14 protein-coding genes are annotated in these 15,637 nt (G+C 46.3%); 6 read left to right on the plus strand and 8 right to left on the minus strand.

Translation table 11 applies throughout. The features are described from left to right. The first annotated feature begins 34 nt into the window (after window positions 1-34). The gene (locus K6Y21_RS14890) at window positions 35-241 is read left to right on the plus strand and encodes a YheV family putative zinc ribbon protein (RefSeq protein WP_233072636.1); all 207 of its coding nucleotides are present in this window, start codon (window positions 35-37) and stop codon (window positions 239-241) included. 11 nt (window positions 242-252) lie between these two features. Next, window positions 253-744, plus strand: coding sequence for an FKBP-type peptidyl-prolyl cis-trans isomerase (locus K6Y21_RS14895; protein WP_233072637.1), 492 nt, complete (start codon window positions 253-255; stop codon window positions 742-744). Window positions 745-996: 252 nt separating this feature from the next. Here K6Y21_RS14895 and K6Y21_RS14900 read toward each other — a convergent pair whose 3' ends face one another. From K6Y21_RS14900 to K6Y21_RS14915, 4 genes are all read right to left on the minus strand, one after another. Further along, on the minus strand, window positions 997-2,397 hold the full coding sequence (locus tag K6Y21_RS14900; RefSeq protein ID WP_233072638.1) for a metallopeptidase TldD-related protein: 1,401 nt from the start codon (window positions 2,395-2,397) through the stop codon (window positions 997-999). A gap of 2 nt (window positions 2,398-2,399) precedes the next feature. Beyond that, on the minus strand, window positions 2,400-3,863 hold the full coding sequence (locus K6Y21_RS14905) for a TldD/PmbA family protein (RefSeq protein ID WP_233072639.1): 1,464 nt from the start codon (window positions 3,861-3,863) through the stop codon (window positions 2,400-2,402). 181 nt (window positions 3,864-4,044) lie between these two features. Next, window positions 4,045-4,266: a SlyX family protein gene (locus tag K6Y21_RS14910; protein ID WP_233072640.1), complete on the minus strand. Its 222-nt coding sequence runs from the start codon at window positions 4,264-4,266 to the stop codon at window positions 4,045-4,047. Between the two features lie 7 nt (window positions 4,267-4,273). Continuing rightward, window positions 4,274-5,248 (minus strand): WD40 repeat domain-containing protein, encoded by a 975-nt coding sequence (locus K6Y21_RS14915; protein WP_233072641.1) that lies wholly within the window; start codon window positions 5,246-5,248, stop codon window positions 4,274-4,276. Window positions 5,249-5,379: 131 nt separating this feature from the next. Between K6Y21_RS14915 and fkpA the strand changes: the two genes are divergently transcribed. Next, window positions 5,380-6,216, plus strand: a complete 837-nt coding sequence (gene fkpA / locus K6Y21_RS14920) for an FKBP-type peptidyl-prolyl cis-trans isomerase (protein WP_233072642.1) — start codon at window positions 5,380-5,382, stop codon at window positions 6,214-6,216. A gap of 97 nt (window positions 6,217-6,313) precedes the next feature. Here the strand turns inward: fkpA and rsd are convergent, their stop codons facing one another. Further along, window positions 6,314-6,793 (minus strand): sigma D regulator, encoded by a 480-nt coding sequence (gene rsd / locus K6Y21_RS14925; RefSeq protein ID WP_233072643.1) that lies wholly within the window; start codon window positions 6,791-6,793, stop codon window positions 6,314-6,316. Between the two features lie 138 nt (window positions 6,794-6,931). Between rsd and nudC the strand changes: the two genes are divergently transcribed. The 3 genes from nudC (at window position 6,932) to K6Y21_RS14940 (ending at window position 9,651) form a co-directional block, all read left to right on the plus strand. After that, window positions 6,932-7,747 (plus strand): NAD(+) diphosphatase, encoded by an 816-nt coding sequence (gene nudC, locus K6Y21_RS14930; protein ID WP_233072644.1) that lies wholly within the window; start codon window positions 6,932-6,934, stop codon window positions 7,745-7,747. Window positions 7,748-7,813: 66 nt separating this feature from the next. Further along, entirely contained in the window at window positions 7,814-8,878 is a 1,065-nt protein-coding gene (gene hemE / locus K6Y21_RS14935) for a uroporphyrinogen decarboxylase (RefSeq protein WP_233072645.1), read from the plus strand. Window positions 8,879-9,123: 245 nt separating this feature from the next. Next, window positions 9,124-9,651, plus strand: coding sequence for a GNAT family N-acetyltransferase (locus K6Y21_RS14940; protein ID WP_233072646.1), 528 nt, complete (start codon window positions 9,124-9,126; stop codon window positions 9,649-9,651). 104 nt (window positions 9,652-9,755) lie between these two features. On the opposite strand, the gene K6Y21_RS21300 is transcribed toward K6Y21_RS14940, so the two are convergent. The 3 genes from K6Y21_RS21300 to K6Y21_RS14950 all read right to left on the minus strand — a co-directional run bounded on the left by K6Y21_RS21300 (window position 9,756) and on the right by K6Y21_RS14950 (window position 15,587). Next, window positions 9,756-9,878 carry a hypothetical protein gene (locus K6Y21_RS21300; protein WP_282560156.1) on the minus strand — a complete coding sequence of 41 codons (123 nt, stop codon included), beginning with the start codon at window positions 9,876-9,878 and terminating at the stop codon, window positions 9,756-9,758. 430 nt (window positions 9,879-10,308) lie between these two features. Further along, window positions 10,309-12,723 (minus strand): glycosyl hydrolase family 18 protein, encoded by a 2,415-nt coding sequence (locus tag K6Y21_RS14945; RefSeq protein WP_233072647.1) that lies wholly within the window; start codon window positions 12,721-12,723, stop codon window positions 10,309-10,311. Between the two features lie 488 nt (window positions 12,724-13,211). Beyond that, window positions 13,212-15,587, minus strand: a complete 2,376-nt coding sequence (locus tag K6Y21_RS14950) for a glycosyl hydrolase family 18 protein (RefSeq protein ID WP_233072648.1) — start codon at window positions 15,585-15,587, stop codon at window positions 13,212-13,214. Window positions 15,588-15,637: the final 50 nt, after the last annotated feature.

A 15,637-nucleotide genomic window follows, 5' to 3' on the forward strand; every position in this document is an offset into this window, starting at 1 on the left:
ATCAGTTACACTGTGGCAAAAACAGGGGAGCAATATGAGTAAAAGAAAGCGTTTTATTGCTGGTGCGACTTGCCCTTCGTGCGGTGAGCAAGACACCATAGTGGTGTTCGTTGAGCAAAACGTGGAAAAAGTAAAATGTGTAAAGTGTGACTACTTACAATCCCAAGCCCCTGGTGAGGTAAGTGGTTCAACGCGCCAGTTTGAACAACTGATTGGTGTGTTTAATCCCGATGATAAATAATTGGAAATAATATGAAAATTGAAAATGATAGCGTAGTATCCATTCATTTTGCAGTGTATGACGAAGACGGTACTGAGCTTGGTTCTACACGTGATGGTGCTCCCCTTGACTACATTCAAGGTAGTCTATTTTTAGTGCCGGGCCTAGAAGCCGAGCTAGCGGATAAAGAAGTCGGCTATCAGTTTGATTTAACCTGTGCGCCTGCAGACGCTTACGGTGAGCATGAGGAAGGCCTAGTACAAGAGGTGCCGCGTGAGCTGTTTGAAACCGAAGGTCAAGTTGAAGTGGGCATGCGTTTTATTGCGGAAACGGATCAAGGGCCTCGCTCGGTTGAAATCACCGATGTAAAAGAGAGCACGGTGACCGTAGACGGTAATCATACCTTAGCCGGTCAAACCTTAACCTTTAAAGGTGAAGTGTTAGCGGTACGCCCTGCTACGGATGAAGAGTTAGCCCATGGCCATGTTCATGCTGAAGGTGGGTGCGGCCACACCCATCACTAGCACCACCACTCGCGCAACTTTAGCGCATAAAGCCAAGCCAGTAGGCTTGGCTTTAACTCGTTAACCTGTATTCCCCTGCTTAAAATGAATTTCGCCTATCGCTTGGTTTTTGCTTGAGCTCATTGATCTTAGGTTATACCCAATCAACTTGAAGGTGCATGTTTCAGAGCGCCTTGGCGCAAACAATCTAGGTCAACGGTCTAGTGATAGCCGTTGCCCTAGTGAATGAGTTGATAGTGGCTTATTGATTGGCTAGCTCGGCGCACTTGAGCCTGTGATGTTCACCTTGTTTACCTTGACAAATTGTGGGCAGCTAATGCTGCTAGCATTGCGCATACCATAAGTATTGGACATGTTGACATGACTAAGCTGACTGGATAACCATTCAATTTGGTTAAATATCCGATGGTAAGAGTCATTGATGCGTTGATTGTAAAGGTGTGCTTTTACTTGGCCATCCTCAATTAGTAGGGTGCCAAATCGGCTGGTGCCTGTAAACTCGCCTTTGGCCGCATGGGTGATGTTCATGTAGTGAATAAACGAAATGTACAAGGTGGGTTTGCTGCAGCTTTTTACCATGGCGTCAAAATCGGCAGGTCCAGTACCGGTATGCACTTTTAAGCTGGCCACATTCATGTCGTTGTTGCGATGGCAGGCAAACCGATCGCAATCGTCTTTGTCGCTATAATAGACGTTTTGTAAGGTGCCTTGAGTGATCAAGGGAAAGTGACCGCGGGCGATGCCATTAATACCAACTGGGCGACCAAATAAGGTGTCTGGATCATTGGGATCATCAGAAATCGTTAAGCTCGCATCAAATAAGGTGTCCCCTAACTTGTGCTTGTTCGCCTGTAGCATGCCCATGCCATATTGGTAGGTTTCGCCATGCAAGGCCATGTAGCTGAGGTAGTTGGTCAAATCGGCAAATGCATCGGCATGAAAGATGACATCATATTCGCCAGGAGGGATGTCTTGGCGTGGTGTGTTTAGCTTGAGTTGGTAGCGCCGGACCAACTCAGCAATGAGTGCGTTTGGTTGATATTGGGCCAATGACTCACCGACATCGGCAATGCGAATTTCTTTTTTATCTTGGGCCAGCAGTTGCAATACCAGCTCGATGTTGTAATCGCTCCCTTGATAGCAGATGGGGTTATCGACTAAGGTGTTGATTATGGCATAGCGATAGGTGCCTGCGGAAAATGCGCCGGAAATTTCGACTTGTTCATTAGCAAAGTGCTGATGGGTTTGCTTAAACAAGTCCACTAGCCGCTGAGAGTCTATGGTATGTAATTGCTCATCCCCATTGAAGCGGTCTAAGTCTCCTTGCGCGATGGCTTGCATAGGGGTTAGATGCTCAACTTGTGGCATGTACTGTAAGCGTTCATTGAGGGCTAGGATGAGGGCTTGAATCTTATCTACATCACCGGCTTGTGCTGTGGTACTGCCGCTGATCTTTCGTTGGCCTTGTTGCAGCTCGATAAAGAACTTCTCACCTTCTTCAGAGACATTGAGTGAAATTTGGCTGCGACCACATCGCACCATATGAGACACTTCGTGCCGGTAAGTTAAACTGCCGCAGATGCCTTGTTGGCGCATGAAGGCATTGAGAGTGATAAGGGTATCGGCAATGTTAATCATGGGATGTTTGGCCATGGTTATTCTCCTACCTGAACATTTTTAAAGCGACAAACGGGAATACCGTGGCCCAGTCGCATGATTTGGTTGGGCTGGCCTTTGCCACACATAAACACGGGTTGCAGTTGCCAAGTACTTTCATCGCCCACTTGGTCAAGAGAATGCCAAAACGTTAAACTGTCACCACGATATGTGGCATTTCTCACCACGTGGGCGATTTTGCCATCTTTGATTTTCCATGCTATTTCGGTCGCAAAGTGGAAATTCTCACGGTTAGAGCCAATCGACCAAGAGCAAGGCGTTTCAAGCAAAATACCGTTTTTGGTGGCGGCGATGATGGCTTCAAGATCGCCATCTTGGCCGGCATCGATATTGATGTTGTTCATCCGCTCGATGGGTAGGTTACTGTAGCTTTGTGCACGGCTGGTGGCTCCAGAAGCACTAAAAATGGCGCGCCCAGCTTTGGCATTGGCTTCCATGATCATTTGACGAGAGGTAATGGCATCTTTGAGTAAGCCCTTTTCGATTAACGTTACGTTGCGTGCGGGGACCCCATCATCGTCAAAGCCAATAGAGCCAGGTGAGTTAGGGACGGTGCCATCGGCCCGTGCTGTGAGTTTATGACTGCCAAATTGTAATTGCCCAAAGTCATCTAAATCCACATGGGAGCCGCCAGCATAAGACAGCTCGTAACCTAAGATACGGTCTAACTCTAAGGCATGGCCGATGGTTTCATGGGTTTGTAAGGCCATCATTTCGGGCAGTAAAATCACATCACAGGTTTCCACTTGGCAACGGGGTGCATCGAGTAGGCTTAATAGTTCCGAGCGCAAGCGCTGGGTATGATCTATTTGTGCGTCATTGAGCAGGTTTTCCCAGCCTGTGGTGCCATCGGCATACTGCGGCATGACAAAAGTGCGCTTTTGCTGCTGACCATCAATATCGGTAGCGTAGGCATAGAGTTTGGCATCGAGCTCAATCAATTCTCGGCGGATTTCACTGCCTTCACTATCGACGTAAATGATGTGGCGCTTGTAAAAGCTGGCTGAGACTCCCCAGTAATCAAACTTTTCATCGCCAAGCTGGCTATCTAGTTGCAGCAAGCGTTTCAGTTTGGTCTGGCTAGAAACACTAAAAGGATCGATTTCACACGGGGAGCGATAATGGCTGTTAACGCAAGGCTTGTCGCTCAGTTCTATTTTTTGCTGAATAAACTGACTCGCGGCTTGGGCCTTTTCAATGGCCTGCTTGCCAGCTTGCTCCATGGCTTGGGCTGTCATCACCTCACTTGAGGCAAATCCCCATGCGCCATTGACCAGTACGCGAATGCCGTAACCTTGCTGGCTGATAAGCTCATATTTTTCAACATCTCCTTTCATGGTGGAGATATGTTCGGCTTCATCAAGCTCGTGAATTCGGATATCGGCGTACTCGACGCCTTGTTTTGTTAAAAAATCGATGACGTTGCGGGCTTGGCTTATCATGGCTATTTCCCTATATGGTTGGTACGTTTACCGTGGCAGTGGGACGACTAAAATGGGTCCGCGAAGGGGCATTATTTGGCGCTTAGCCTGGGGCTGGTGACCTTTCGCGATTCATTTTTATTGGCGTTAGGCCCTCAATACGTTGCCCTTAGCATCCATGCAATTGGCGTATGATCGGGGGTTAGTAGTGGGGCGGCGGGGTTTCGTCTTGTTCTCGCGCAACTTGACTGCCTTGGACGTCTTTTACCTTGTTGACGAGGTATTTCATTTGCTCTCGTTGAATTTCCAGTCGCTTTTGCATACTGGCTATTTCATCATTGAGGGCCTCGATGGTGTCATCTTGAAAGGCGACTTTCGTCTCTAGGTATTCCAGTCGCGTGAGGATGTCTTTTAAATCGTTCATAAGGAGATCAGTTGTCCAATGTCCACGTTTCTAACAGTCCAGCGGAGCTTTCACTCAACACTTGACCATTTACTAAGGTGGCAGAGTATACTACAGCGCTTTTCGGACGACTGTTTTTTCTGGGGCTTACGCGCCATTTTTGTAATTGTTGGCCGGATTTTGAGTCCCAAAGGGCCAGCATACGAGACGGCGAACCGGTTAATAAGTAATCGCCTTGCTCGACAAAGCGGACCGAGCTGAAGATTTCCTGACGGGCAAGGTAGTTAAGGCGACTGATAGGTTGACCGCTGCGCATATCCCAGATATTGGCTTGTTTTTGATTGTCGGCAGTGAACAGGTACTTGCCTTCGCGCTCTAACTTAACCATGGTGACTCGGCTTGGGTGACTAAAGCGATGCAATACCTGTGCGGTGCGAGTATCCCAGAAGTAGGCGGTATAATCATTGCCACCGGTTAAGGCGTAATGGCCATTAGCAGACATATCAACGGCATTAATTTTCTCGCTATGGCCTAAAAATTCCAGCCGACGCCCCGTATTTAAATCAATATGCACCGCCTTACCGTTGGCTAACCCATAAAGTACATAACGTGCTTGAGCAGAGATCGCGATATCGCGGATGTTTGACTCTGAGATTTTATAGAAACCGGTTGCTTCACCTGTGGCGACATCCCAAATAGCAAACTCGTCGCTAGAAGCGGTGACAACGTGACTGGCATCATCGGAAAATCGGGCTAAAAAAACCTGATTTTGCTCGCTTCCTTGGTGGCTCCATTGATATTTCAACGCATTTTTTTTATTGTCCCATAGGCTAATGCCATGGTGAATGGATGAAATCACACTGTAATGGCCATCGGCTGAGATATCGGCTGCGTAGGCACCTTCAACAGCGTGTTCTACTTGAGAGGTCGACAGTTGTTCACCGCTACAAGCAGTTAACAAGATCGCCGAGATCACAGATAAAAAGATTGCACCTTTTGTCATCTTAATAGTCTACTAATTTTGTTTTGTTTACTGCATGATAGCGTTAGTATAAACGGATTTATTACGCTAAGCCCCTCTTTACGTTTTGATAATGCGTGTTGAGGTGACATTTTTTTGGGAGATTTTTTTACATGAACAATATTTTTAAGGTATCGCTACTTGCTGGTGCAGTTTTGGCAGCAGCAGGATGTAATGATAAGCAAGCGGAAACAGCTCCTAAAGCTGACGCGCCTGCAGTAGAAGCGGTATCAGCAGCTGTTGAGACAGCACCTGAGGTGAAGTTTGAAAATGAAGACGCAAAAGCGGCTTATGCGATTGGCGCCTCTGTGTCTCGTTACATTGAAAAAACACTGGCTGAACAAGAGCAATTAGGTGTCACCCTAGATAAAGAACAAATCATCGCGGGTATTTCTGATGCATTGCGCGGTGAGTTAAAACTACAAGACGAAGAAGTGATCGCTACGCTGCAAGCGTATGATAAAAAGCTAAGTGAAATTGCTCAAACGAAACAAGCTGAAGCGATTGAAAAAGCCAAATCAGAAGCAACGGCATACCTAGCTGAAAATGGAAAGAAAGAAGGCGTCGTGACGACTGACTCTGGTTTACAATATCAAGTGCTAACCGCTGCTGAAGGTGATAAGCCAAGTGCTGAAGACACGGTAACGGTTCACTATGAAGGCCGCTTATTAAACGGCGAAGTTTTTGATAGTTCACTTACCCGTGGTCAGCCTGCTACCTTCCCACTAAACCGAGTCATTGCTGGCTGGACCGAAGGTGTACAACTGATGTCTGTAGGTTCTAAATTTCAGTTTACTATTCCAGCTGAACTTGCCTACGGTGAGCAAGGTGCAGGTAGTATCCCTCCTCATTCGGCGCTGATTTTTGATGTTGAGTTGTTATCAATTGAAAAGGCAGAAGCACCAGAAGCGGCTGAACCTGCAACCGCTGATGAAAAAGTAGCAGAATAAGCGATATAGCAAAATAGCAAAAAAGCGCTCATTGAGCGCTTTTTTTATCTCTGTTTATCAAGCTAACGATTGATTAACCGCTGTGTACCTATGACTTTTATAATTGGGGCTGAAGGTGCTTTTGATGCAAGGTCGCGAGTAGCTGATCTTCTAATTCGAAGCGTTGCTCCATGATTTGTCCCAGCTTAGATAAATCGCTGTCAAAATCAGTCGCCGCATCATCACCTAGTTGATCGCCGTACTTATCATTGAACTCGAGGGCTGAGTCGGTGGTTTGTGAAATCTTCGGATAAAGCTCTTGAGCGAGTTTGGCACTTTCTGCACCGTGTTTTTCGCATTCAGAGACGACTTGGTCATATATTTCAAAGTGCCCAGTAGACATGTAGTCCACCAGAGATTGGCAAAACCCTTGCACTTGTTCGAGTGTCGGCAGTGCTTGATGCTCTTTGGCATAAGGGGGCAGGCCTGCCATTTCACAGTATTCTACCAGCACTTTCTGACGGTCATTCAACCAATTATCGATAATATGAGATGTACCACCCCACTCCTGTTTAGCGCGCTCAAGTTTGGTTAGCATATTATGTCCTTGGTTGTTATTTTTATCGCCATATTGATATAAGTAATGAAAACCGTGCTTATCGTCAACTCTAATTTGGTTCCTTAAAGCCACTTCATGTATAACTGTGAGCTATATGGAAATTGTGAGGGCGTAATTTTGCAAAATGAACAAATCCATCTAACCCAGCAGCAACCGGCATGGTGGTTAATTATCGCTGAGGGCCAAATGTTAGTATGCCATGGCGCGCAGCCGGTCCCTTTTGGTTGTTTAGATGAATTGCCTTTTCCTGAGTTGGATTTGACAGAGCATATTGTGATTGGTGAATTTGACGGCTACCCACTGGTGCTGGTCAGAATGAGCGATGCAAATCAAGACATGGGCTTAGGTGAATACAAAGGCCTGCGCTACATATTAGGCAAAGTGCCCGATCCCTTATTTAACTTGGTTGGACGCGGTTTTCAAATTGTTAACTTTCTCGACACTCACCGGTTTTGCGGCCAGTGCGGTCAGCCCATGCAACGTATTGATTGGGAATTGGCGATGAAGTGTTTCCAATGCGGTCATCGCTGTTATCCCAGAGTATCGCCTTGCATCATAGTGGCGATTCGTAAAGGTAAGCAAATACTACTGGCGAATCATGTTCGCCATAATAAGCCTGGCCAAGAAATCTACACGACCTTAGCGGGCTTTACCGAGGCAGGGGAAACGTTAGAGCAATGCGTTGAACGTGAAGTGTATGAAGAGGCGGGCATTAAGGTAAAAAATATCCGCTATATCAAGAGCCAGCCTTGGCCTTTCCCACATTCTTTGATGATGGGGTTTATTGCCGATTATGCCGAAGGAGAGCTGACTATCGACACCAATGAGTTGAATGATGCGCGATGGTTTAATTTTGATGATTTGCCACTGCTGCCACCCCACGGCACTATCGCTCGCTTGTTAATTGAGAAAGTTCGTCAGCGCTGTTTGTAGTTTTACTTTTCCCTTACAGACGGGCTTTGCTACAATTCGCCACAGAATCATTGCTATGGAAGTGTTATGAACCAGTTAAAAAACGACCGCTATCTTAGAGCGCTGCTGAAACAGCCTGTTGACAAGACCCCAGTTTGGATGATGCGCCAGGCGGGTCGCTATCTACCTGAATATAAGGCAACTCGCGCTCAAGCCGGCGATTTCATGTCACTTTGTAAGAATGCAGAGTTGGCTTGTGAGGTGACGTTACAGCCACTACGTCGTTTTCCATTAGATGCCGCCATTTTATTCTCGGATATTTTAACCATTCCTGATGCAATGGGCCTAGGGCTTTACTTTGAAACCGGTGAAGGGCCTAAATTTGAACGACCTATTACTTGTAAAGCCGATGTGGACAAAATCGGTTTACCTGATCCTGAAGGTGAGCTGCAGTATGTGATGAATGCGGTGCGTACCATTCGCCGCGAATTAAAGGGTGAGGTTCCTTTAATTGGTTTTTCTGGTAGCCCATGGACATTAGCCACTTATATGGTTGAAGGCGGCTCGTCGAAAGCGTTTACCAAAATCAAAAAGATGGCGTTTGCGGAACCAAAGACATTGCACATGCTACTTGATAAAGTCGCCGATTCGGTGATCAGCTACTTAAATGCTCAGGTTGCCGCAGGGGCCCAATCTTTGATGATTTTCGATACCTGGGGCGGGGTACTGTCACCCCGAGACTACCGTGAGTTTTCACTGCAGTACATGGCCAAAATTGTTGACGGCTTAACCCGTGAAAATGAGGGACGTAAAGTGCCGGTAACCTTGTTTACTAAAAACGGTGGAATGTGGCTGGAGGATATTGCAGCAACAGGGTGTGATGCTGTGGGCCTTGATTGGACCATTGATATCGCCGACGCTAAAGCGCGTATTGGCGATAAAGTGGCACTACAAGGGAACATGGACCCTTCTATGTTATATGCCTCTCCTGAGCGTATCTGTGATGAGGTAGCGCACATTCTGTCAGGGTTTGGCGAAGGAAGTGGCCATGTATTTAATCTGGGCCACGGGATCCACTTAGATGTTGATCCTGAGCATGCGGGCGTCTTTATCAATGCCGTACACGAGCTCAGTGTGCCTTATCATAAATAATCCTCGTTTCCGACTCACTCTAAAGCCGGTTAACCGGCTTTAGATATCTTTTTAGCCTTCTCAAAGGGGCTGGTGGATTTGATAGAGCTTCTTATTTCACCTAAGCTTAATTTCAACTATGTCCAACAGTGCTTGTCATGCATTCATGCAATGGATCCTTACAACTGGGTATTGCTTACACAGCAGTAACCCAATTGTCTTCATGGGTATGATGTCGTGAATTCAGAGTATGGGAGCTTGAAATTATGCCCAAGATTGCCGAAACAGAGCGACTGATATTACGTTTATTTGAGCCTGATGATGTTGAGGCGCTTTATGAGCTTATGTCAAATCGACAAGTCATGAAATTTTCTGTTAGTGGTCCCCTCAATCGTAAACAAGTGCAGACTTTTCTCAATAGTATTCTCGATACTTATATGAGTAAGGGGTTTAGTTTATGGGCCATTCACTGTAAGGAAGATCAGCGGCTAATCGGTTTTTGTGGCCATTTTTTTCATCGCTTGGAAGGTCAGGATGAAGTCGAGCTGGTTTATAGGCTATTACCTGACTATTGGGGGCAGGGACTGGCAAGTGAGGCTGCACGTGCGGCAACGCAATATGCTTTCACTGAGTTAGGTTTAGAGCGGCTAATATCGTTTATTGCTGATAACAATGAGGCGTCGAAACGGGTGGCTGAAAGTTCTGGCTTTCAGTTAGAGCGGCAGACCCACTTTTATGATAAACCTGTTCTGGTTTACAGTTTGGAAAAATCCTCATGGGGAAACAAGGAGTAGGTTTATATCTTTGCTCCATGATTGGAGCTATTCCCTGTGGTCTTCGCTTACTTCTTACTGTTACTACTTTTACTTTGCTAGTGGTGCAATCACTAGTGTTCAGGTTATTTAACTTTCTTTTCTTTCTTTTTTGCAAAGAAGTTTAAGTTTAAACCTGCTTTACGTTGTGCTTCACGCTCTTGGATGGTTGCACGAGTGAAGTCTAATGCTGAGCTACCTAATAACATAATGTCTCCTCTTTTTGTTTAATGTTGTTTGATTTGTTCCTTTTCTCTAAGGAACAGGGTCATAATACTGCGTCAGATCACATTTTTCAATATCTTTTTGTAAAATAATTACAGAAAAGTGTGATTTAAATCGCTCCTATGCAGGTTATCAGCTACTTAGCTAAGGCGGAGATATTTTTATGTTTTATTATTACAATTTTGTGTGATCTGTATTCTCGTTTTGTGACACGGTGTGGGTTGTGGGTTAGATAATGAGGACGGCAGACTTAGTCGGTTGATAATAGAAGGCGATGGGGTAGACAGTAACGTGTGGGTGCTTGATGCCGTCTTATTCTGATCGGGATAAGCAAAGCCTAACACCAAGGTAGATTCACAATACAAAAAAGGGATGCTAGTGCATCCCTTTTCAAGCTATGAGTTAAAGTTTAGATTAAACTTTAGCCCAAACGCCCCATGGACCAGTAGTCGCTGGGTTTTCACCAGTAGTCCACCACTTAGCTTCGTAAGTTACACCGTCAACGATAACGCGATCGCCTTTAGTGTAAACTGCGTCAGCGCTCCAAGTTGTGTTACCTGGCTCAGTTGTTGGTTCAACTGTAGGTTCAGCAGTAGGCTCAACTGTTGGTTCTGCAGTAGGCTCAACTGTTGGCTCAGCAGTTGGTGCAACAGTAGGAGTTACGCCACCTTCACACTGAACTTCAGTCCAGAACCAGTTACCGCCTGCAGCTGGAGTTTCCCAAGTACCTGGGCTGTTCTTCGCTACGAAACATAGGCCGTTGTAAGTCACTAGGTCGCCGTTCTTAACAGTAGTTTGACCTGGTACCCAAACGATAGCGCCTGATGGTGGTTGAGTAGGCTCAACTGTTGGCTCAGCAGTAGGCTCAGCTGTTGGCTCAGCAGTAGGCTCAGCTGTTGGTTCAGCAGTAGGCTCAGCTGTTGGCTCAGCTGTTGGTTCAGCAGTAGGCTCAGCTGTTGGTTCAGCAGTAGGCTCAGCTGTTGGTTCAGCAGTAGGCTCAGCTGTTGGTTCAGCAGTAGGCTCAGCTGTTGGTTCAGCAGTTGGAGTCGGAGTTGGTACAACGTAACCGTTTAGACCTTCATGCATTGCATTTAGGATGTCACCGTTGTCCGCATCGATTTCCCATGAGAATAGACCTGCTAGACCTAGGTCACGAACGTATGCGCCTTTAGCTTTAACACTGCGTGCGTCATCAAACGTGATTAGCTTACCGTTAGAGCGGTTCCAAACGTAAGGTGCTTGTGCTTGCTCATCGTAACCGTATTCAAAACCGTTTACGCCAGTGTTGTTCGCACCTAGCATGTACTGTTTGATACCTTTGTAGTCGATTACGCCAGCTTCCCAAACGCCTTGAGCTTTAGTACCGGTTAACTTACCGTTACCTGTACCTGTCATTGGGTCATTTGGATCAGTTAGGCTAGATGGCATTACGCCGTCCCAACCACGACCGTACATAGCCGCACCTACAACAAGTTTGTTAGCTGGTACGTTTTGCGCAAGTAGTAACTGGATTGCGTTGTCAGTTGTGTAAGCAGGACCTTTGAAAGGAACGCCTTCAGCATCAACACCGCTACCGTCACACTGGCCAGGCGCCATGAATGAACCACAGTAAAGTGCAGTTTGGTGACCTGGTACGTTGTTCCAGCCGCCGTAGAAGTCATAAGTCATGGCGAAGATGTAGTCCATGTACTGAACTGCTTGGCCGTAATCTACGTCTTCAATCTTGTCGAAACCAACACCGATAGCAGAAGTTAGTTCGTATGGCTTGCCATTTTGCGCTTCTAGCTCGTCTAGCATTGCGCGTAGCTCTTGCATTAATGCAATGTAAGCAGGACCATCTTTAACAGGGTCACCTAGGTTAGCGTTCTCACCGCCACCACCAGGGAATTCCCAGTCGATGTCCACACCGTCGAAGAATTTCCAAGTAGTTAGGAACTCTTTAACAGATGCAACGAAGATGTCACGCTTAGCTTTGTCAGTGAAGCTAAAGAATGGGTCAGATAGTGTCCAACCACCTACAGAAGGTAGGATCTTCAGATCAGGATTACGCTGTTTAAGCGCCATCATCATCGCAAAGTTACCTTTGATTGGTGTGTTGAAGTCATGACCTGCTTGCTTGAAGCTCTTTTGGTATGCAGCCCATGGATCGTGGATTACAACTTCGTAATCTGGCACGCCAGAACAGGCTGTTTTAAGTGCGTTGAAGCTGTTGCCGCCAACCGATTTCAAAGACTCGTTAGGACCACAGATTGGAATGAAGCCGTAAAGAATGTGAGTTAGGTTGTCGACTGGGATGTTGTCAACTGTGTAACCACGGTCGTAAATACCCCATTCAACGAAGTAAGTACCCACAACAGTGTTCTTATCAGTATTGTAAGACTTGTTGTTTGGATCTACGTTCATTGTTAGTGGCGCAAGGTGTGAACCGTCAGTGTCAGCAACAGTTAGTTTTGCTGCAGCACCTTTAGTACAACCAGTCGCGTCACACGCTTCGATTACTACATCGTAAACACCGCCTTTCGCGTAACCAAAAGTTGCTGTTGTTTGGCTACCAGTGATTGGGCCAGACGCAACTTCTACGCCATCAAAGTACACTTTGTAAGTGTCACCAGGAGTACCTGACCACTGGTTGAATTTGATTGCGATTTTGGCTTCTTCATTGTACTTAACCATGGATTTGTAACCAGAAGTGGTTTCCATCGCAAGTTCAACTTTAGAGAATTGTAGGTTGTTAGAACCGTACATGTCGATGCTTGGTGCAGCAGGTGCAGCCATTACGCTACCACTGATGGCTGCCAAGATAGATGCAGCTAAGATATTTCTCTTCATAAGTCCATTCCTTTGACTAGTCATTGAGAATTCAGAGTCAATTTGAAATTGTGCAAAAGATAGACAGAGGTAGGGTTGCAACAGGGGCTGCAATATCCTTATCCAGTTAGCTTGCCTATCCTTGGCAACATATAAACCAGTAATTTGTGGGCCTCCTGGCCATACTGATTCATTTCAAAAAGTGTAGTCTTGTTCAGACTTAAGACAATATAGGAGTATCTGATGCTAAGGGCAAGACAGGGAAAGTGCTAAACGTGATGGAGCTAAAAAAAATGGTGAATAAATCGTCGTAAATAAAATGTTAAGCCGCGAGGTTTTAGGTTTTTTATCTATTTTTATATTTAGTTCAGGTTGTTAGTGCTTTTTAGTGGGGCTGTTTTATTGAAAGCTATAATTGTTATGTGGATCAAATTGTGTAAATAAAACGAGGGGAATGTGATCCATTCCCCTCGTCAATTACTTATCGCTTTAACCTATTTTGTTAAAAGTTAAAGCTTTTTCCAAACGCCCCATTCACCTGATTGGGCGGGGTTGTCACCTTGTGTCCACCATTTAGCTTGGTACTTCACGCCGTTGTAAAGCACTTCATCGCCACCATTGTAAACTTGGCTTTCTGACCAGGTTGTGTCACCAGCTGGAGGTTGAGTTGGTTCAACCGTTGGTTCAGCCGTTGGCTCTACTGTAGGTTCAGCCGTTGGCTCTACTGTAGGTTCAACACTTGGCTCCGCCGTTGGCTCGCTTGAAGGCACGGTGCCTGATCCTACTTTAGTCCATGCATTGTCAGCAGCCCAACCATTTACTGGCTCATAGGCACCACCTAAGTTACACCAGCCCGCCACGCTACATTGGTAAATGCCGCCATCGCTAGCAAGTACTTTGGTGCCAGCGGTGTAGCTACCGAGTCCATCTGGGTAAACGAAATCATAGTCACCCGCTGGTGGTTGTGTTGGCTCAGCTGTTGGTTCTGCTGTAGGCTCAGCCGTTGGTTCTGCTGTAGGCTCAGCTGTTGGTTCTGCTGTAGGCTCAGCTGTTGGTTCTGCTGTAGGCTCAGCTGTTGGTTCAGCAGTTGGTTCTATCGTTGGTGGTGTAGTTGGTACAGGAGTCACCACAACATGACCCGCTAGGCCTTCTTGCATGGCGTTTAGGATATCGCCGTTATCGGCATCGATTTCCCACGAGAATAAGCCTGCAAAGCCATTTTCTTTAACGTACGCACCTTTAGCTAATACCGAACGACGATCATCATAAGTGATCAAATCACCCGTTGCAGGGTTCCAGGCATAGGGGGCTTCGGCGACTTCGTCATAGAACTTTTGTACCGATGGGTTGTTGATGTAATCACGTACGACATCTTTATAGTCGATAACGCCAGCTTCCCATGAGCCTTTTACTTTACCATTACCGACGCCTGTCATTGGGTTAGCAGGATCTGTCATTGACTCTTGGGTTACACCTGTCCATCCGCGAGCGTACATGGCCGCGCCTACAACCAGTTTGTTAGCTGGTACGCCTTTTTCTAGCAGTAGGTTAATACCGTTTGCAGAAGTGTAAGCTGGTCCTTTACGTGGGTTACCTTCAGCATCAAGACCTTTACCTTCACATTCGTCAGCGCTCATGTGGCTGCCACAGTACAGGGCGGTTTGATGGCCAACAACATTATTCCAACCACCGTAGTAGTCGTAAGTCATGGCGAAGATGTAGTCCATGTAAGGCACAGCATCAATGTAGTTAACGTCTTCAATCTTGTCGTAACCAACACCTACGGCAGAAGTTAGTTGGTAAGTACGGCCCGTTTCTGCTGATAACTCATCTAGCATAGCGCGTAATTCTTTCATTAGATCTGCGTATGCTTGACCGTCTAAGTCTGGATTACCCTTGGTTGGGTGAGCGCCTTGGCCGCCTGGGTATTCCCAGTCAATGTCGATACCGTCGAAGAATTTCCAAGTTTGTAGGAAACGTTTCGCAGAAGCCACAAAGATGTCACGCTTAGACTTGTCTACGAAATCGTAGAATGGGTCAGATAGGGTCCAGCCACCAATCGAAGGTAGAATTTTTAGATCAGGGTAGCGTTGTTTTAACGCCATCATTTGACCATATGTGCCCTTGTAAGGGGTAGAGTGAATATCATTACCTTGTGGCATTTGGATGGCTGCCCACGGGTCGTGGATCACCATTTCGTAATCAGGTGTACCCGCACAAGCGCGCTCTAGAGCGGCTAAACTGTTACCGTTTTCGATTTCACCCAGTGATTCGTTGGGACCACAGATTGGCACGAAACCGTAAATAATGTGGGTTAAGTTTTGCGCTGGAATTTGGTCAACTGAGAATTTACGGCCGTAAACGCCCCATTCTACAAAGTAAGTACCTACTACCGTATTTTCTGGCGTGGTGTAGTTACCATTGTTTGGGTCTACCTTCATCGGTAGTGGATCTAAGTGGCTACCATCTGTGTCTGCAACCACGATATTTTTCGCTGCACTTTCGCTACACGCGCCTGTGTCGTCACATAACTTAACAGTAAGAGCGTATTGACCGCCTTTCTTCACTTGTAGGTCAACCACGCCTTTTTGTACTGGTGTTGCAGCGATGGTTGCTTCATGCGCGACTTCACCGTTTAGCAATACTTGCCATTTAGTACCTGGTTCACCTGACCACATGTCCCAAGTAACAGGAACCGTTGCCGCATCTTTTACAACAAATAGGTCTTTATAAGCAGTGGCAGCTTGATCGACTTCAATGATGGAGTAGTTGTCTTCCATCCACTGTACGATAGGAGTACCAGGCGCTGCCATAGCAGCGCTGCTCATGCCCATGGCAACTGCCACAGCTAATGAGCTTTTAACAAAAACATTTGATTTCTTCATGAGTCCATTCCTTTGACTTTAACACGAGAAAACACAGATAAGAGAACTGA

Origin of the sequence: Motilimonas eburnea (assembly GCF_021295345.1) — a bacterium.
GTDB classification, from domain to species: domain Bacteria; phylum Pseudomonadota; class Gammaproteobacteria; order Enterobacterales; family CBDFNC01; genus Motilimonas; species Motilimonas eburnea.